Annotated in this window: 17 protein-coding genes and 1 pseudogene; 10 read left to right on the top strand and 8 right to left on the bottom strand. The window is 58.4% G+C overall.

Annotated features, from left to right (window positions below; translation table 11 throughout):
* The first annotated feature begins 900 nt into the window (after window positions 1–900).
* The gene (locus J2X76_RS19655; protein ID WP_310218974.1) at window positions 901–2343 is read left to right on the top strand and encodes a hypothetical protein; all 1443 of its coding nucleotides are present in this window, start codon (window positions 901–903) and stop codon (window positions 2341–2343) included.
* Between the two features lie 585 nt (window positions 2344–2928).
* Here J2X76_RS19655 and J2X76_RS19650 read toward each other — a convergent pair.
* The gene (locus J2X76_RS19650; protein WP_310218972.1) at window positions 2929–3156 is read right to left on the bottom strand and encodes a hypothetical protein; all 228 of its coding nucleotides are present in this window, start codon (window positions 3154–3156) and stop codon (window positions 2929–2931) included.
* On the opposite strand from J2X76_RS19650, the gene J2X76_RS19645 reads away from it, so the two are divergent.
* The 8 genes from J2X76_RS19645 (at window position 3155) to J2X76_RS19610 (ending at window position 11310) form a co-directional block, all read left to right on the top strand.
* Complete coding sequence (locus J2X76_RS19645; protein ID WP_310218971.1) at window positions 3155–3568, top strand: hypothetical protein; 414 nt, start codon at window positions 3155–3157, stop codon at window positions 3566–3568. The genes J2X76_RS19650 and J2X76_RS19645 overlap by 2 nt on opposite strands.
* Window positions 3569–3663: 95 nt before the next feature.
* A complete protein-coding gene (locus J2X76_RS19640; protein WP_310218969.1) occupies window positions 3664–4299 on the top strand; it encodes a hypothetical protein in 636 nt (211 codons plus the stop codon).
* A 133-nt stretch (window positions 4300–4432) separates the two neighbouring features.
* Window positions 4433–5128, top strand: coding sequence for an ABC transporter ATP-binding protein (locus J2X76_RS19635; protein WP_310218966.1), 696 nt, complete (start codon window positions 4433–4435; stop codon window positions 5126–5128).
* Complete coding sequence (locus J2X76_RS19630; RefSeq protein WP_310218965.1) at window positions 5125–6321, top strand: ABC transporter permease; 1197 nt, start codon at window positions 5125–5127, stop codon at window positions 6319–6321. The genes J2X76_RS19635 and J2X76_RS19630 overlap by 4 nt, the downstream gene beginning before the upstream one ends.
* The gene (locus J2X76_RS19625) at window positions 6321–7835 is read left to right on the top strand and encodes a TolC family protein (RefSeq protein ID WP_310218964.1); all 1515 of its coding nucleotides are present in this window, start codon (window positions 6321–6323) and stop codon (window positions 7833–7835) included. Before J2X76_RS19630 ends, J2X76_RS19625 begins: the two co-directional genes overlap by 1 nt.
* Before the next feature lie 34 nt (window positions 7836–7869).
* Entirely contained in the window at window positions 7870–9219 is a 1350-nt protein-coding gene (locus tag J2X76_RS19620; protein WP_310218963.1) for an HlyD family efflux transporter periplasmic adaptor subunit, read from the top strand.
* A 916-nt stretch (window positions 9220–10135) separates the two neighbouring features.
* Window positions 10136–11008 (top strand): phage integrase N-terminal domain-containing protein, encoded by an 873-nt coding sequence (locus J2X76_RS19615; protein WP_310218962.1) that lies wholly within the window; start codon window positions 10136–10138, stop codon window positions 11006–11008.
* A complete protein-coding gene (locus tag J2X76_RS19610) occupies window positions 11008–11310 on the top strand; it encodes a hypothetical protein (protein ID WP_310218960.1) in 303 nt (100 codons plus the stop codon). The genes J2X76_RS19615 and J2X76_RS19610 overlap by 1 nt, the downstream gene beginning before the upstream one ends.
* A 38-nt stretch (window positions 11311–11348) precedes the next feature.
* Here J2X76_RS19610 and J2X76_RS19605 read toward each other — a convergent pair whose 3' ends face one another.
* The 4 genes from J2X76_RS19605 to J2X76_RS19590 form a co-directional block, all read right to left on the bottom strand.
* A complete protein-coding gene (locus tag J2X76_RS19605; protein ID WP_310218958.1) occupies window positions 11349–12122 on the bottom strand; it encodes a tyrosine-type recombinase/integrase in 774 nt (257 codons plus the stop codon).
* Window positions 12079–12309, bottom strand: coding sequence for a hypothetical protein (locus J2X76_RS19600; protein WP_310218957.1), 231 nt, complete (start codon window positions 12307–12309; stop codon window positions 12079–12081). Before J2X76_RS19600 ends, J2X76_RS19605 begins: the two co-directional genes overlap by 44 nt.
* Complete coding sequence (locus tag J2X76_RS19595; protein ID WP_310218956.1) at window positions 12306–12830, bottom strand: hypothetical protein; 525 nt, start codon at window positions 12828–12830, stop codon at window positions 12306–12308. Before J2X76_RS19595 ends, J2X76_RS19600 begins: the two co-directional genes overlap by 4 nt.
* Window positions 12831–13018: 188 nt before the next feature.
* Complete coding sequence (locus J2X76_RS19590; protein ID WP_310218954.1) at window positions 13019–15892, bottom strand: hypothetical protein; 2874 nt, start codon at window positions 15890–15892, stop codon at window positions 13019–13021.
* A gap of 159 nt (window positions 15893–16051) precedes the next feature.
* On the opposite strand from J2X76_RS19590, the pseudogene J2X76_RS19585 reads away from it, so the two are divergent.
* Window positions 16052–16179 (top strand): annotated as a pseudogene (locus tag J2X76_RS19585) (damage-inducible protein DinB); the annotation flags it as partial.
* Window positions 16180–16448: 269 nt separating this feature from the next.
* Here the strand turns inward: J2X76_RS19585 and J2X76_RS19580 are convergent.
* The 3 genes from J2X76_RS19580 to J2X76_RS19570 all read right to left on the bottom strand — a co-directional run bounded on the left by J2X76_RS19580 (window position 16449) and on the right by J2X76_RS19570 (window position 18345).
* Window positions 16449–16787: a hypothetical protein gene (locus tag J2X76_RS19580; RefSeq protein ID WP_310218952.1), complete on the bottom strand. Its 339-nt coding sequence runs from the start codon at window positions 16785–16787 to the stop codon at window positions 16449–16451.
* 189 nt (window positions 16788–16976) lie between these two features.
* The gene (locus J2X76_RS19575; RefSeq protein ID WP_310218951.1) at window positions 16977–17393 is read right to left on the bottom strand and encodes a hypothetical protein; all 417 of its coding nucleotides are present in this window, start codon (window positions 17391–17393) and stop codon (window positions 16977–16979) included.
* Entirely contained in the window at window positions 17371–18345 is a 975-nt protein-coding gene (locus J2X76_RS19570) for a ParB/RepB/Spo0J family partition protein (protein WP_310218949.1), read from the bottom strand. The genes J2X76_RS19575 and J2X76_RS19570 overlap by 23 nt, the downstream gene beginning before the upstream one ends.
* Window positions 18346–18753: the final 408 nt, after the last annotated feature.

The following is an 18753-nucleotide window of genomic DNA, read 5'->3' as shown; positions in this document are numbered from 1 at the left end:
GAGCAAAGCCGCTGCTTCAGAAGGCCGGATCACCGGGAGACAGGCGAAACAACCCGGGCTCCATACGATCGAAAGCGATCGCCGGGCGGTCCGGTGAGGTGCCAGACCGGGCAGGGCGCCGACGGCACCGTGGAATACTGGTTTGTCGGAACAGTTGAGCGCATGTGAGAGCTCCACCTTTGGTGAACGGTCCTGGAACTGCCCCTGCCGTCGCGACATCAACTGGTCGCCGGCAGCATTCAGTCTTGCAGATAGAAATACGCCCCGAAGCGGCGCAGGTCAGCTTAATAATAAATAAGGTTCCAGCGCCGCGCTTTGCCGAATTTTGGGCCCAATCCTGCGCTCCAGGCTGTGGCGTTGCTTGCGCAGATGTTGTTTTTCAATGACTTGCGGGAATTCGGGTTACTTCAACGCAATCGCGGGATCGCTGGAGAAACGTGACGCGATTGTAATGAAAGACCACGTCGGTGGAGATGAAGAAAGTTTAACGCTGAATTGTCGCGACCTTCGCCGACGACGACAAGTTCGCATGTCCCAACCCTAGCTACGGCCCGGGTGGGAATCGAGTTCATCTGGGAGGTTTATTACTGCAAGAGATGAAATCGTTGATCTCCGAAAGCCTTGACTTCAGGCAGGTTGACAGCGAAGTATTTTCTACTCTAGGTTTATCGACGGGATTTGCGTTTCCTTGAGGGCAAGAGCATGCGATACTTCCTAATTCCCGCGTTTTTACTTACTTCTGCAGTTCAGGCGTATGCCTGTCCGAACGGCCAGCACGAGGAATGCGTAGGCTTTCTCGTAAAGGTTTGCGGCTGCGTTCCAGATATTGTGCCGCGAGTGCCAACGATCCCATCACCTGTTCCGCCGGTAAGAGTGCCTACGCAAGAGGAGGTGATAAAGGTGATCGCGCCGGTGGCCGAAGGTGCCTTCAAGGAGTTGATTAAGGCTGGCGATACCGTCGCCGTACAGTCGGTCGTCAATGTGGTGACAGCAGCTGGGCAGGCGGCCGAGGATTTGCGGAAGTCGGTGAACGACTCGTTGGAAAGCACCAACAAAGCTATAGCCGACACGGCCGACAATCTGAGTAAGACGGCCAACGACATCGTCGATGCCGCGCATGCGGCCTATAATTTTGCCGAACGGGAAACTAAGGGCGCTGGCGACATCCTGTCGGCTGCGGAAAAGCGGGTCCGCGAGGGCAAGGTCGTCGATGCAATGTGGCATATCGGCACGGACAGGCTGAAAGCCACGAATGACAACGCGGCCCAGGCAGTGCGTGAAAACGAGATCCTCAGTCAGGCTGCACAAGCTGCCGCGACGGCCTACGGTGGTCCGGCGGGTGCGGCCGCCTACGCCGCCTGGAAGGCCTATAACGACAGCGACGGTAATGTCGAACTGGCTCTAGCTGCAGGGACGCAGGCATATGTTATGTCGATCGGCGGGGCTAACGCCTCGGCCCTGCCGCAGGACACCGCGGGAGAAATTCTGAAGAAGGCAGCTGTCACCGGTGCGATGGGCGGTGTCGCGGTTGCCGCCTCCGGCGGATCGACGCAAGACAGCCTGAATGAATTTGTCCGCAGCGGCGGTGCGGTCATAGTTCAGGCGGGGCAAACCTATGTCGATAAAAACTATGTCGATCCCGCTAAAACCAGGCTCGATACCTTCTGTACCACGCAGACGGGCATGACCTGCGCCGATGCAAAACAATGGGCCGAAAAGTCGGCCAAAAGGATCGACGAGTTGAAGAACTTGAAGGAGGTGCGCCCGACGATCGCGCTCACCAAGGGCGGTGATTGGGCGATCAGCTGGGATACCGAACGGGTGAAAGCGCTTCAGCCAAACGAACCGGCTGTCGTTCTCACCTACGTCGGACCAGGGTCCCCTTATCGGCAGACGCTCAACCAGATTGCCGCACTAAGCAATCCGCGCTTTGCAAGTCCGCCAGGCGTGAAGCCCCAGGATAGCAAGCCTCAAGGCGGCAATTCCCAGCCGGGTAACACTCAGCATAGCAATCCGCAGGCGAACATTCCTCAGACAGTTAATCCCAATGTCACTCACACCCCAGGAGGTAGTTCTGAGATCGCCAACACCTGGGTCGCGTTCCGCGATGTCGGTGACAAGACTTCGTTCTTCAACGATCCTGCAACTGGCCGGTACCAGGCCGCCCCGGTGGTCGGCGACGTGCTGATCGCCAACCGTGACATCAACGCCCGTGCTCGACCGGCAGACTGGACCGGCGTGCGGTCAATTTTGAAATCGGGGCAACGTGTTGCCATCCTTGAAATCAAGTTGCTTCCTGCCGGCCAATACAAACAAGAATGGGTACGCATCGGCATCCGTTAACCCCGACCCAGCTAGCCTCACAGCTAAGATAGCCCGCCGTTCGAGCCGGGGGCCGCCCCCCCGGTATTGGCCACCGGGCTCAGCACCTTGTCGCTGAAGTAGGGTATCAGGGGATTCTCCAGCGTGGCCTTATGGTCCTTCACGTAGCGAGCATCCCGTTCCCCTGGTGATTGCCTCGTACTCCAGAAAAAAACCTGCTTGGCGGCATCGACAAAGGTCTTTTCCCTCTTCAGACCTCCGGCGCGGCTTTTGCCCTTAAGTTCAAAATACCAAGTCTTTAGCAAATTCCTTGGCTTGGGCGAGACTGTCGGTCTTGGTGCTGACCCGCCATTTCTTTCCTTCAAGATAAGTGGAGCACTGCCATACTGAACTGTTCGGGCGACGGTACACACGAACCTTGCCACCAAGCACTTTGTGGGATGCCGTTTGCCCATCAAAACTGTGCGAGCATAGTGTACCTGAGGAGGGGGCTACCGGTACGGTTACCTTGGCGACCCTCACGTAACTGAAAATGGGACGACGCGACTCATTGGTTTGATAAGTCGGCTTGCGAGGACCAAGACTGGTCCTCGCAAGCTTCTGATATCACGTATTAGGAGCGTAGAATTCAACTTTCCAATCTACTGCGCCGGTATTGTCAATTTCCAGGTCGAGGACGGTGCAAGTGGGAGACCCGATATATCTGGACCAAGAGTAAGAGGAAATGCCGGTCACTGCCCCGGCCGCATTCAATTCAACAACAATCTCTGCCCTGCAACCTCGCTCAATGAAACTCGGGCCGAAATAGGCAGAGTAATCGATGCTGTAGGTCATGGTAGCAGCGCCGGGGTTTGCCGTTGCGTATGTCGTGCCAACCCCCTGGATTGATGTCGTCGTCGATGTCGTGCAGTTAATGCAGCTCGGAATTGCGTCTACGTTAATCGTTTTCGCTGAAGAGTTGTATATCTTCAACTTCACGGTTGCCGCATTGGCGGCCGCCACACCACAACCCATGAGGGATGCGGTAAGAAATAGTGCTTTCAAGAACTTTTGCATAAATAACCTCTCACAAATGCCGCCGGTTGCGCGGCGGGCGGAAATCTGCGCACAAAAATTGCATTATACAACTCAAAGAAGGAAATTATCTCATCGGCAATCCGATCAACAGTTCGTGATCGTGATAGATGGTCATGTTTTAGCAAAACCGCAGGTAGAGTTTAATGAAATCTTAAGGAGTGCGCGATAATGAATAGTCAGGCATGATGCTTTTCCAGCCGCATGAAGCTTTCCGCCCGGATGCTGGGGAAATTTCCACAACCCGTTCATTCGAGGAAGCAAATCATGGTCTCCGGCATCAACTCCATTTCCGCTAGCTCCGTTTCGCTTCTTTTTGGCGTCGGCAGCGCTTCAGCTACTGATCCGGCATCGAGCGCGGTGAAGCTGCTCCAAGACGCCACCGGGCATACCGATGACGTGATGAGGACGGGTAATGCGATCGGCACGATCATTGCGCTCGCATCGGAGCCAGACAAAAAAGCCACGCTGTTCCAGATGAAAAACGCGGTGCGGGAATATACAGCAAATGGCGAATACACAGAGACGGCAACTGGGGAGGGGGCTTTCTCTTCTGATGAGCAGATGGCCTTGAAAACGGTATTGAATGAACAGGAAGAGGCCAAGGGAAGTGGGCCCAACGCGGTGCGTGCGCAGGCTTATTTGAAAGCGTTAGAAGACGGTACGCTCCAGTCTTATAACATGTCCGACATGGGGGTGACCTCGACCTTGACCAAAACCATGATGTACTACGCTGATGGCAGGGTAAGAGGCGAAGCAGGCACGTTCGACACCAAAGGGAAAGACAAGTTCATCGCAGACTACATTACCATCGATACCGATGGCATGATGCGTGACAAGAAAACCGGTAAGTATGCCAGTATTCAGCAGAACGGCACAGAGTTCACCTATCTCGTGTATTGAGGGCTGCGGAATTTTACTAAGGCCCAAAGCCCAGGGTGGGGTTTGGGGCGCTTACTAGCGTAATGCAAAGACATTTGATTGTGGATTTTTATGGGCTGCCCGTTGAGGCTGAGTAATCGTTTTAGGGGGCGGCATGCTCGCACTTAAAGCCGTCAGCAAAACATATGGGGGACGCAACACTGTTTCTGTTCTTGAGAATGTCACGCTGACTGTGCAACGCGGGGACTTCTGTGCTCTGACCGGAGCATCCGGGTCAGGCAAGACGACGCTTATGAACCTGATCGGACTGCTCGATCGGCCCACAAATGGGGAGATTGAAATTGACGGTATAAAGACCAGCGGTCTCACCCCAGAGTCCACTGCTCGCCTTCGTAACGAAACGATTGGCTTCGTGTTTCAGGCGTTTCATCTCCTGCCGCGGTACTCATCGCTCGATAATGTCGCACTTCCGTTGCTGTATCGGGGGACGGGGAAGGGTAGGCGGCGCATATTGGCGGCAGGTGCTTTGGATCTGGTTGGGCTGGCGGGCCGATCTGCCCATCGCCCCGAAGAGCTATCTGGCGGCCAGCGCCAGCGTGTTGCAATCGCTCGGGCGTTGGTGGGCAATCCATCGATTTTGCTCGCGGATGAGCCGACAGGAAACCTCGACAGCGGAACGGCCGATGAGATCATGTCCCTGTTCCTGAAACTGAATGTCGAGTTCGGAATGACCGTCATCCTCGTAACCCATGACCCAACGATCGCGGCACGCTGTCCACGCCGGATCGTGATGCGCGACGGCCGGGTGCTGGATGAAAATTCCTCGACGCCCAAAAGCGTTTCAGCATGACCGGAACAGGCATCGCGGTTGAAATCATGCGGGAGACCCTGGGTGACATCCGTCTGGTGAAAGGCCGCGGCATATTGGCGTTGATGGGGGTCGCGATCGGCACGGCCGCAGTGATTGCTATGCTTCACGTCGGCCACAATGCCCGCAAAGCCGCATTGAGTCAGTTCGAAACTCTCGGAACCGATTTGGTGATGATTCAGCCGCAAGCTACCGGTACCGAGGCCGTGCCACAGGTGCCGATTGGTATGGTTCTCGATCTTCCGAAACAGGGTCTTGGCGTATCTGAAGTTTCCGCAATTGTGCAGACGGGAGGAAAGGTGCGATCTGGCCGGATCGATATTCAGGCAACGATTATCGCCGCAACGGATGGGCTTTACACGCTCGGCAAAGCTCGCATTGACCAAGGTCGTGCCACATCGGATCTCGATCGCTTTTCCCCCTTCGCTGTCATCGGCTCAGAAATTGCCGCCCGAATTGACAGGGCGAGCGGAAGACCGGTAGCCGCGGGCGATCAGATCAGCTTTGGGGGACAGGTTCTGACTGTAATCGGCACCTTGAAGGATACGCCTTCGAATTTCATCCTGAACATCGAATTCAACCGCTCGATCGTAGTCCCCTTTGCGGCCGCCCGGCGGCTCATCTCCAACCCAGTCATTGGCAACATTGCCGCCCGATTGGCGCCAGGCGCAAGCGATCAGGCAACGGCGGAAGCCTTGCGCAACTATTTCACGAAGCGCATGCCGAATGGTTTCATGCAGGTAACGACGGCGCGGGAGATGATCGCCAGCATCGAGGAGCAGATGCGCATCTACGCCACGCTCATTCTTGGGATCGGGGCGGTCTCGTTGGTTGTCGGGGGTGTCGGTATTATGAACGTTATGCTGATGAGTGTCATGGAGCGTCGGCAGGAAATCGGCCTGCGATTGGCAGTCGGCGCGCGTCGCAAGGATATCAGGCTGATGTTTCTCTGCGAGACCCTGATCCTGTCATTGATCGGTAGTGGGGTTGGGACGTGCCTCGGCTACGTGGCGGGTTGGATCTTCACGGATAGCTCCGGATGGCAATTCGAGGCGGCGCCGCTTGCGCTTCCCCTTGGGGCCGGCATGGCACTGGTCGTGGGCCTGTTCTTCGGCATCTATCCCGCGGCGCGGGCTGCGCGCCTTGACCCTGTGACGGCTCTGAGGAGCGAGTGATGAAATTACCCGGCGCAGGCTCGGCGATCATCATTGGCCTCGGCATTGCCTCGCCAGCTTTGGGTGGATCGAAGATCCCGATCCCCATTCCACGCCCTGATTATGACCCTGGGACAATGGTAGTGGCAACGCCGGACAAAGCGGCAAGCCTGACCGAGTCGAAACGCACGGTTCTTAGAGGGGCTCCCTTGACCCTTGCGGACGCTGTCTTCCTCGGGCTGCGCAACAATCGGTCGATCAAAAGCGCGTATATCGATCGGATCGCCCAGAAATTTGATCTTCGGGTAGCGGAGGATCGCTTCACGCCGCAGTTTTCAGTGCAAGGCGAGGTTGCTCGCCAGAGGATCGGCGACGTGAAAAGCACGACACTGGGTGTTGCTCCTGGCGTAACCTTTCTGACTCCGACCGGTGCGACGTTCGACTTTGCCTGGAACAACTCAGCGACTTGGAATGAAGGGGGACGCACAGCAAGCTCGGCGGCGGAAATCAACGTGGAGCAACCACTTCTGCGCGGCGCCGGCGTTGAGGTGAACATGGCACCCGTCCAGCAAGCTCGGTTGCGAGAAAGCATCAATCGCTTGCGGCTGCGAGCAACCGTGTCGGAGACAATCGGCAGCATTATCTTCGCCCATCGGGATTTGCTTCTGACGCAGGAGGAATTGAAGCTCGCCGATGATGCTGTGGTGCGGGCAGAGGATCTCCTGGGGATCAACCAAGCCCTGATCATATCCGGCCGTATGGCGGAAATGGACGCCGTACAAACCGAGGCCGATCTCGAAACCCAGAAGCTTCGCGTCCTTCAGGCAAGGCAAAGCGTTGAAACTGCACGCTTGGCGCTCCTCAATCTTCTTGGCCTTGATCTATCGACGAGAATTGTCGCGCGGGAAACGATCTCCTTAAAGACGGTGGACACCCGGGTCGACAACCTGATCCGGGTGGCGCTCACAGAGCGACAGGACTATCAAGGCCAGCTCTACGTGATCGAGCAGAGCAGGCTCGGAATCGTCGTGGCCAAGAACGAGCAGCTTTGGGATATTTCGCTCTTTGCCCGCGGCCGATTCGGCGGTGAGTTCGCGAGCGGCAGTCCGACCCGGAATGTCACTGAGATCATGGGTGGCTTGCGCTTCAATTTTCCGATCAATGATCTCGCCAAGCAGCAACAGCTCGTGCAGGCCGATACCGGTTATCGCGGGGCTGAGTTGCAATTGGCCGATATTCGCGCCGGAATCGAGATGCAGATCCGTGGCAGTGTCTCCGAAGTGGACCTCCTGTGGCAGCAGCTCACCGTTGCGGATCGCTCGCGAGAGCTTGCCGCCCGCGCCATCGAAATTGAGAAGGTCAAGCTAAACGCCGGCCGTTCGACGACATTCCAGGTCCGCTCTCTGGAAGACAGCCTGAGATCGGCGGAAAACCAACTGTTGGCAGCACGGATCGGATATCTGAATGCCCTGACTCGCCTTGACCTGCAATTGGGCACGACGCTGGACACATGGCAGATCAGTTTGAAAGAATGAAGTCATGACAAACTTAAACTCCGAGCGCGGGCCCATGGCCATCAACACAGAGCAACGGCAGCAGCCGTGCACTGAGGCGACAGCTATGCCAATCCGCGTCAGCGGCACGGATGCCCGGCGGTCAAGCGCCCGTCTCTGGTCGGTTCTTGCCGCTGGGAGTGCGATCATCGTTCTCGGCAGCGCTGCCTGGTTCTGGCAGTCTGGAAATTACGAATCGGCGCTTACGGTGAAAAGTTCGAAAGGTGTTCAGCCTGAGCAAGCCATCACCGTCAAACCGCAAGCGGTGTCTTCCAACCTGAACATTGCCGGCACAATCGCAGCCGGCAAAGCCGTCGCAATCGTTGCGCCATTCGACGGTTTGATCCGCGAAAAGCGTGTGCAGCTTGGCGATCATGTCCAGGCCGGTGATGTGCTCCTTGTGATGGACACGAGCGAAATCGCAAATCGTTACCGCGATGCCCAATCCGCTTATCTCAAAGCGGCCATGGCGGCTCAGGCGATGGAGAAATGGGACAGCGGTCCCGATGTGCTGCGCGCGAAACGCGCCTTGGAATCAGCGCAGACATCGCTCGCTGCATTGGAGCGACAGCTGACAGAACTGAAAGGCTTGTTGGACCAGGGCATCATCTCGCGCAACGAATATGACGGGACAGTCCAGCAGCGGAACGCGCAGCAGAGTACGGTCGCCAGCGCGAAAGAAGAGCTTGAGTCAACACTGCAGCGCGGCAATGCCGATAATCGGCAACTTCTGGCGCTCGATCTCGAAAACGCACAAAGTCGACTTCGCGATTTGAAGGCGCAAATGGCAGGCGCGAATGTTGCGACTGCTGTGTCGGGGATCCTCACGCGGCCGCCTGCCACCGGCAACAATCAAGACCCCCCCTCACTTGAGCCGGGAGCGAACACCACGCGGGGAACTGCTCTGTTTTCGATTGCAGACATCAGCAGCTTCACCGTAACCGGCGCTGTCGATGAGGTTGACGTCAACCGCGTTCAGATCGGTCAGCCGGTAGACATCATCAGCGATGCCTTTCCCGGCACAACGCTCTTAGGGCGGATCGTAAATGTCAGCGCCGAGGCAACCGTCAGCCGGACGAACGCAGCTGTCTTCGACGTCCGCGCCCAGTTCGTGATCGATGACGACACGCTCCGCAAGGCGGTACGGCTCGGAATGTCGGCTCGTATGACGGTCAAGACGTACTTCAACTCCGCCGCGCTGATAGTGCCTCCCTTGGCCGTTCTCAATGCCGGTGCAGCTCCTCAAATCCGGATTCGTCGAGCCGGCAAAGACACCATGGTTCCGGTGCTGCTCGGATCGACCTTTCCAGACGGCGTCGAGGTCGTTTCCGGACTGAACCCTGGAGACATCGTCCTCCTCCCTTAGGTCACCGAAGAGCGGCTTGCTATGTTGCCTGGTCTGCATAAGGTCAGCTTGTGTGTGGCTCGGCGGCGCCCGGTTGAAGCGTGACTGCTGCCGGACAGTCTTTCAGCCAGACGTGCATTCCGCAATTGGAGCGTTTGATTCACACCCGGGTAGCAGCCGCGGCGCATGACGCTGCGAGACGGTCTTCATGCCATTAGCGGGCGTAGCCCTGTGGATCGCTTGCCTGCTTGCGATCCACAGGGCGGAAGGGTGTGGGAGGTCAAGATATCTCCCGCTGCGGCCTTTAGAGCCGCACGAGCAGGGGGGCGGGGGTTGCCAAGTCCCCCGGCTAGGACGCTGGGTGGCCGGAGGCCTTAAGCGGCCCAAGGCGAGGGTTTGGGAGGTGCGCCTCCCACTCGAACATGCGATGTCCGACAAGGCCGACGTCAGGCGGACCGTCACTCGCCAATCCGTTGGGGAGTGACGGACCCGCCACATCCCCACAGTTTCAGCTGTTTCCGCCAAAGGATGCCACATGACATCGAAATGAAGCTGCCGCTTCGTCTCGCTCAATCGATCATTTTGGAAGCAATGGGCTGGCCATTCCTAGACGGCTCCGTCCACAATCTCCTCAGATCACGCAAAAGCCTGATCCATCTCACCCACCGTTTTCCCAACCAACAGGAGAGAGCTATGCACGCTCACTTTATCCGCGCGCCGCCATGGCGGCGGCCCCTGTCGGCATGCCCGCAAGGTCATGCCGACCGCCCAACAGGGCAAACCAATCAGGCCAGCCTCCAGGCTGGCTCGGGCGGCTCTTACCGCAAAGGAGACTAATCCAGCATTCCGGCCCCCGGCCGCGGATACTTCGCGGGGTGACCTGATCTACGGACAGGCATCGGCCATCAACACTCACCGCAAAATGGACTTGAGCAAGATGGACGATCTCACCATGGACCTGGTACGGCTGTGCCGCCGTAACCGTGACGGCTCTTACGGCACGCAAACCAACCGCAAGCGCGGCCTTGCCGCGATGGCCGCAGAACTGGCCGATCTCGGCTACCAACTCCCTAATACCGCCTCGCTGAAGCCGAAACACGCCGAAGCATTGGTCGAGAAATGGCTCAACGAAGACAAGACCGATGCCACCATCCGCAATCGCCTGACCTTCCTGCGCTGGTGGGCGGAAAAGGTCGGCAAGGCCAACGTCATCCACCGCGATAACCGGACCTACGGCGTCGGCGAACGCGGCGAAGCCGTGCGCAATCGCGCCCAGACCCTCGATATGGCCAAATTCCGCGCCATCGAATGCCCCTACATCCGGGCCTCGGTCCTGCTTCAGGTCGCCTTCGGCCTGCGCCGCGAGGAGGCTCTGAAATTCCAGCCGCAAACGGCGGTCCGCGCCCATCAGGTTGCCCTGAACGCCAGCTGGACCAAGGGCGGCCGCGCCCGCACCGTGCCGATCACGACGCTGGAGCAGCGCCAGGTGCTGGAGCACGTGATCACGCTGATCAAGGGCAAAAGCTCGATGATCCCCGACCACCTGACCTATATCGAACAGCTCAAGCGGTTCGAGTACCATACCCTCAAGGCCGGGCTGCGGAATACTCATGGCTTCCGCCATGGTTACGCCCAGCACCGCTACGAGGCGCTCACCGGCACTAAATGTCCCTTCGCGGGCGGGAAGCGCTGGATCGACATGAGCCCAGCCGAACAACAGGCCGACCGATCTGCGCGGCGCCAGATATCGGCCGAACTCGGACATGGCCGCCTCAAGATTACCGACACCTATCTGGGGAGTGCCTTCTGATGAAACGCGCCGAAGGAAACTACCTCATGGCAGAACGTAAACGAACCGCCTACGCCAACCAGATATTCAAGCCAGCCACTGTCGCCGCCGCCATCGATGCGGCGGCATTCGAAGGCCATCGCCACTATCGTATCGTCCAGGAATGGCCGTTTGATCTATCTGAGACAGAAGCTGCCAGGGCTCTGGAGGAATGGCTGGATAGGGAGCAGTTCCACTACATATGGCGTCCGACGTATATTCGGCCGGACGATTTCCGCCCTCCGCTAGTGACTGAATACCCCGAGCTGGTGATCTCGTGGTGACCACCTGTTTGCATTTGGCCCGGTCTCTATCTGCCCGTTCAAATTAGAATCCGCTCAATCTCGTCCAGGCTCACGTCGTCGCTCCGGCGATCGTAGAGCTGGGTCGTGCGGATCGACGAGTGATTGGCCATGTCGGCTGCTTTTTCTAGCGTGCCGCCGTTCTTAAGATAAGCCTTGATCCCCGTGGCGCGGAACGTGTGATTGCACACCGCCGTCGAAATCCCAGCCGCGATGGCCCGCCGCTGAATCATGGCGTAGGCATCCTGTTGGGGCAGGGGGCGCCCAGAGAGGATCTTTGTGCCTCGGCTGACGGTCTGGAACAATGGCGCTCTGGGCGCATATCTCAGCCCGGCTGCCTCCATGTAATGGTCCAGGTAGGTTTCTAGGGAATGATGGCAGGGCAACTCAACCTGCTTACCGCCCTTTTCGTGCAGACGCACCCATAGCCGGCGGTTCTGCTGGTAGAGGTCGCGCACTTCCATGCCGGTGGCCGCGCCGATCCGTGCAAAGGTATAGGTCATGAGCCCGATCAGGGCGCGGTCACGCTTGCCAATTAGGGTATCGGTGGGAATGCTGTCGAGCAGCTGCCGCGCCTCCTCGGGCGCAAGCACTGGGGTCTTACCCCGCTTGCGGGAGTGTTTGGGGCCACGCACCGAATGCGCCGGGTTCGCCTGCATGACATGGCCGACCACCAGCCAGTCAAACAGGTGCCGCACGGCCGCCAAGCGCTGCTTGACCGTCGGCGCCGAATGCGTGCCGGTTATTTCCTCAATCCAGCCGGCGACGTGAATCGGCGTGATGGCGTCTAACAACCGCGTACCTCGCGCCCCGCATCCGGGCGAGGAATCCGACCGCTGCCTTCATGTAAGAGCAGCGGGTGTTGGGGTTGTGGATCTGCGCCGTGAAGAATTCCAAAAATTTCAGCCGGCCGGTTTCCGGCAAGGCCTCCACCATGGCTGGAAGCAGAAACCCTGAGGAACGAATGACGAGGTGGTTCATAGGGCGTCGTCTGAATCTATGGGCCGATTGACCCACTCCGACTCGAACGCTGGCGCCGGGCCGTTCCCTTGGCAAAGGATATTGAGGTTCAAGGTCCTCATGCGGAGAAACGTTGCATCATCGCCCAGGTGCGGAATGAACCGCCGGCGGACAAAGTTGCGGTCCTCGACGGGTGTTATATCGACGAGCTCTCCATGAGGATCGCGCAAAACGGAATGGGCGGTGTAGCCATGAAGATCGGCGCCGCTCGGGAGTCGGACGACATTGCGTTTTCGCAATCTCGCCTGTTCCCGGGCAATTTTCTCAAGCTCCGGGCCGGTCATTGTTTGAAAAGAGTGATCCACAATAAACCACTCGTCCCACGGCTCCGGCTCATGGGCCGTGATCGTATACCCGGGCAAAAGTTCGCTGACCGCGTTCCGAACGTCTTTCGCGTCGGGATCTTGTAGCCAGTGCCGTCCGACAGCTTTCAGGTCACCAACGGCAGCCTCTATCATCGCCGCTCGTTCTCCTTCGGTCATTCATCGACTCCTATCTGTGATAAGGACATTATCACAGATGACCGTGATCTGCGGTCAGGGCGGCGGATCGAATTGCTGTGTAGCCCCCGATTTGCTGATCCGCTTTGCCCACCGGGCAATTTGGACTGTGAGGGGCGCCAGTAGCATAGCGAATACCCTAACGACTCGATCTGAAGCAACATATACCCTTACCGAAGAACAGGAGCTGGCCTCATCCGGTGTTCGACATAGGTGATATCCTCAGCAGAACGGATCAAAGCGCTCTGCTCCCTGGGTGATTGCGGACGTACTAGCAACGGATCATGGGAGGTACTTACGAATGCTTCATCAGTATCGATCGATGTGCTGGCTCCCGTACCGAGCAGAGATGTTTGTGGGCGGTTCAGCATTTCCGTCAAGGCGGCGCGCTCCACATCGATGAGGCCTGCCACTTCGGGGGCAATGCGTGAAGTTCCAATAAAAAAGAATGTCAGCGAGGTGATTGACTTAAGGTGTTGCTGAATGCCGTCGATCCTGAGGCGCCAGAGCCCGAAAGGTGACACATCAACCGTGGTTTCAATGGCGTCGTTGAGGTTGTTACTATTCCGGACGACATCGAGATCTAGCGCTGTCGAAGCCGTTACGGCTGCACCACGGCTCGGAACAGGTATCGAAAAGAGTACTCCGCCCTGCCTCTTGAACCAAGACACGCCGCAATTGATCATCGTTGCGCTCAGTTCGATGCGCGTGCCCTTCTTCGCACTAATGCCAGCGATCTGGATTCCAACAGAATGGGCTCGTTCGTCCCACCTCCGTTTTTGCGGACCGGCTACATGCTCAGGCATAAGTGAAACGACGGCTTCCCCGGTTTTCAACGCCTTAAACACCTCGGGGTGGGATTTATCGGTTATGACAATCATAGATTCAGTTTTGGCGGCTTGGATCGTCGGTCTAAAGTTTTCCCCTCTAAGGGCTATGTATTGGTTCTCAAGGTGATCCCCCCGTACGCTGGAAAGGTCAATCTGCCTGTTGGTCAGAGTCATATGTTCGTAGGCGAGGTTGGCTGACACCAAGGCTGCCATGAGCACCTTTCCAGTTTCGAGATCTGCCCACAACGCTGATTCATAGGCGTCGATGGAGTTGGCCAGGAGCGCTGCCCCGTCAGTGCGGACGAGCTCGTCAAGTTGGCGCTTGGCAGCAGCAGCCTGGGCCTTGATTGAGGCAGCCTCGACAACAAGGTGATCGTGCTCAAGTAGGAGATTGTTGCGGGTCTCGGTCATGGAGAAAAACTTGTCCATGAGGCCGCGTAGCCGTTCAGTGCTGGCAAGACCACGATACGGCTGCACCATCTTGTCGAAGTCCTCACGTGACATGCCAACACGAACGAGGTCCTGAGGTGGTGTCATTTCATCTCCGCCAAGGAACTCCTTGAGGCGCTCAGCTTGAGCGATCAATTCGCCGACGTCTTTCGCGTAGCCCGCAAGGCGCGATTTGACACCGCCCGACTCCTCGATAACTTTGTCAAAGGCAGCTTGGGACTTTTCGTCCTTCTTCACGGCTTTCAAGACTTCCGCACCCGCAGCTACCACCGCTGCTGTCGCGGAGCCGGCGGAAATGACAGTTACCGCTACTGTCGCAACCAGGATCACGGCATTCAAGAAATTTCCACAGGGATTCTTCCTACTTACTTCTTCCCGGAAATCTTTGTCAGCTTGCTGGACTTCCAGCCAGACGTCCCAATACGCCCCCGAGATCGTGTCGATGGTTTGGACGATAGTATTCCGGCGTTTGACAATTTCTTTAAGCTTCGATTCGGCATCGGTAATAATCCGGCCACCAACCGCAATCGTCGCATTAACCGTTTTTCGTATAGCAACTTCGTTGCGGTAGTCTTGTTTGAGGTCATCGGCGTAGCCGTTAGCGCGCGAGCGGCTGGCAAGCATATTCTCAATCCTGCCGAGGAGAACCTCAAAGGGCGTTAAGGGCGCATACAGGCCTTGAATACCCGCCGGAGGTGCTCCTACTGCTATCCGCCAGATCAAGGCCGCGCATCGCAATGCGATGTCGTCCGTACGCCCCGGCCCAGCGGCCGTACACAGCACAAACAACCAGCCAGCTAATTCTACCGCCTCGGCTAACTTGCCCTTGATATGCAGGGTTTCCGCTTCGATGGTTAAGAGCCGCAATCCACGATACGAAAGGGGAACCGTGTGCTGAGCTGGGAAGGCATCGATGACGCGCCCTTGCTCCCCGGCTTTGCCCTTGCGGGCCTTGGCGGCAATAACAGTTTGGACCCCGCCAAGCCCATTCGGATGGCGGTTTTCTGTCCAGTAGCAAGTCATAGGTCGAGCATAAATCCCGCGATTGTTTGTGACGCCGGGGTCGGGCGTTAGATCTTCCTCGCAGTGCTTAATCCTGCCTCCTCGGCCGGCTCCGCCTGGTTGTCCGGGTGTACCGTTTGCCGCTTCGGCGACTTCTAAACCGCCCGTGACCTCAACACTTAGATTGTCTCGCCCTTGATCGACAAATGCGAGGATCGCCCCGCCGTTCCCCGAGTTGCCGCTATCCCCGCCTTTACCTGGCGTCCCTGAAGCACCACCGTTGCCGCCTACTTCGCCGTCAATGTCATGAGGCCAGCCATGGGCTCCGTCGGCGCCTTCGCCACCTGGTTGTCCGGATCCACCCCGACCGCCAGCGGCTCGCAAGGTGAGCCTGCCGATAACATTATGAGCAACGAAGCCAATCGAACCGCCTGATGCCGCATCCGTACCTGAAGCGCCGTCCGGAGGTGGCGCGTTCGGATCGACCGGCTTTGGCTTGGCCGTTGATGATGCGCTGGTGCCATCCGCACCGTTCACGTTGACCTCTGCTTGATCCCCACCGTACACAATTCGCGCCACGATGTGGACATTTGCTCCGGGGGCGATCAATGGGGCATTGAGGTGCAAAGTGTCGGCCGTGATGCTGATTTGCTTTCGACCCCCTATCGCCTGGTTTATTTCAGAAGCGGATAGAACCCGCCCGCTGACCTCCAAAAAATCAGGCGTATCAAACACCACGGTATTTTCTGAAATCGTAATCATAGCCTGCCCCACCATCCAATATCTATGGTTGTATACGTAGTCGGTAGGCCCCATGCTCGGCAAGTAATAAATTCAACCAGTGAAGTGCAGTGTCGCGGAACTTCCCGATATTCACGGACTTCGTCCGGGTCTTCGAGGTATAAGGTGATTAGGCGGATGCATGTCATTGTGCGTGGAGGGTATCATCGGGCGAAGTGGGCCGCCTTCTCTGCCAGCTCTCCATCACCCCGCCTTGGGACACGTTTGCGGTGCATCTTCATCAGTCTGACCCAGTCAGACGCCATTAGGGCGAAAGCGCCTTCATTTCAGCATAGGATGGTGGCTTTACCCTGCGCCTTTGCGAAGCGTCGCTTGACCGAGATCCCCTTGATGATGTCCGGATCGGCAACACCACATTTGCCAATCATCAACGGGCGGGAGGAGAGTGCGAGGGGAGGGCTTGGGGCTCTCCTCGCGCTGACGCGGCGCGGGTCGAACCCGGCCAAGTCAGCCTTTAGCTGTCATGCAAAAAGCCCGGAACCAATGTCCGGGCTATTCTGTGCATGTCTGGCCTCGTTCACTCGGCGGTTTCACCCCCGGCAACACGCAACTGGGTAGGAAGCCAGCCCTTACCCTGTAATTGCTTTTCGGCCTCCGCCACGGCCTGGGCTTTCGGGCTCTTTTCAATCATCCGCACCACTTGCGGGGCGCATCCGACTTCCGCCAGCACCTCGGCAATGCCTGTCTTGGACAGGCGGTTGAGGAAGGCCGCGTCTGCCGTCCAGTGATCCCCCATGTCGAGACTCACCGCCATGGCGATCTGGTCGGCATTTGCCAGTCGCCCCTTGCTCTGGTCGTGCTTGGCCTTCACCCCGTTCAGGTTGGCGGCAGTGACGAACGCCAGCAGTTCGAGCAACCTGTCTGTCGGCTGTTCGAGCAACCATACCCACGGTCGGCAGGTTGGCCGGGGAGGGTGTCACCCCATGCCTCCTTCATCGCCTGCCATGCCGCAGGGGCACGGGTCTCGCCCGGCTCCTTGACCGAGGCAGCGAGGTTCTTCCGCTGTCCGCTCACTTCCACCGCTGCATTAAAGGACGTGTAGCCGCTATGGAAGATGTGGCCCGCCATCGGATAGAGCAGGGGGGCAAGGGCAACGGGGGGACGGTTCGCCAGTTCCACCCGCAATGGCAGCGGTGCAGATGGCGGTGAGTTCCTCCACCAGCGCGGCGGAGTATCCCGTTTCCGGCTCAGGTACCGACAAGACAGGGGCCCCGTCCTCCCTATCCGCGCTTTCGCCTCGCCGAAGCTGCTCCAGCGCCGTCTTATCTTCGGCCTTCACGTAACCCCGGCCGACCTGCAATGCGCCGTAATGGTCAACATACACGATGCACCCCGCCAACGCCTGTTCCTGCGGATCGTCGGTTTTGGTGGCGTGCTGGATGGCTGCGATGCGCTGCTCGATCTCGGCCAGCCGTGCCTCGTCGGCCTCCACGGCGGGGTCACCCTCGGTGTAGGCTTCCATCCGCGCCTGCACCTCGTCGAAATTCTCCCCAAGCGCCGAAAGCTCGGCCTGCTCGTCCCCCGTCAGCTCCCTCGTCTGCGGATATGCGCCCGTAGTCCCCGCTGTAGAAGGGGGATGCATCAAGGCTCGTTTCGACCCATTTCCAGCCCTCGATTTTCAGGGGTTCCGTCGCCTGTTCCAAAGCGTCCATGGCAAGCCGCGTGAGCAAGGGCTGGTCGGTCAGGAACGTGCTTGCGTCTTCGCCGAACAGGTCGCGGAGGGTGCCACCACCTGCGGCCTCGTAGGCTTCCAGCCCCACGAACCGCGCCAGCCGGTCGCTACCGCGCACATGGTCTCGGGTCAGCATGGCCCGTAAGCTGCGTGGGTCCCGGTTGTATGAGAGCGATTCAAACCAAACCCGCTCCTGCTCCTCGTGGCTGTCGCTGAGGGCAAGGGCGCGGGCCTGCTCGATACTCATGCCGTCCTCGCGCAACACCTTCAGCACCCTCGGCGAAAGCCCCGCCAGCTTCAAACGCTGGCGCACGGTGATGACCGATTGCCCGAACCGCGTCGCGATGGTCTCGGGGGCCATGCCGGTTTCGACAAGCTCGCGGTAGGCGAGGATTTCATCGACGACGTGCATCGGTTCCCGCTGCACGTTCTCCGCCAGCGACAATTCAGTGTCGTTCTCGGCATCCCTCACGTTGCAGGGGATTTCGGCGTCCTCGCCCAAACGCCCCTCCTGGGCCAGCAGGCGCAAGGCGGCCAGACGGCGGGAACCCGCAACGACCTCATACCTGCCTTTCTTGGCCTTGCGCACGGTCAGGTTATGGATGAGGCCATGGGCCTCGATGCTGTCCGCCAGCTCCGACACGCCCACGGCGGCGTTGACGCGCCGGACATTGGCCTTGCTCGGCGCCAGACGGTTGAGGGGGATGGCTTCGACGGAGTGCCGGATATCGACGGCAGCCATGGGGATGTTCGGCTGCGGCTCCGGCAGCCAGAGTGACAGTGTTCATAGGTGTGTTCCTTGTTTGTTGAATAAGGACTGCGATGCAGGACCGCGTCCTGCTTCCCGGGGCCGCGTGAGTGGTGGGGCTGGAAGGGGACAACAGCCTTCGCGGGGAACCGGCTGCACGGAACAAAGCATAGCGGAGTGGAGGAAGCTGGGCGGAAGGCCTGTTTGGGGGAGAGAAGGGGCAAAGCCCCTCGGCCCCCACGAAAGCAAGCACGGTCACCGGCCAGTTCCGGTTGATTTTACGCGCTGACGGTTAAGACCGTTGGAAAACCGATAGTGCCGCCGCAGGCGGGATTTCAGAATTCTCGACAAGTCGAGGCAGAGAGGAAGGGCGTCACTGGAATAAGGTGGGTCCGAACGGAT

The sequence above is a fragment of the Neorhizobium sp. 2083 genome, assembly GCF_031455615.1.
Classification (GTDB): Bacteria; Pseudomonadota; Alphaproteobacteria; order Rhizobiales; family Rhizobiaceae; genus Neorhizobium.
Note: the sequence above shows the minus strand (reverse complement) of the source record. Positions and strands in the feature narration are given on the sequence as shown.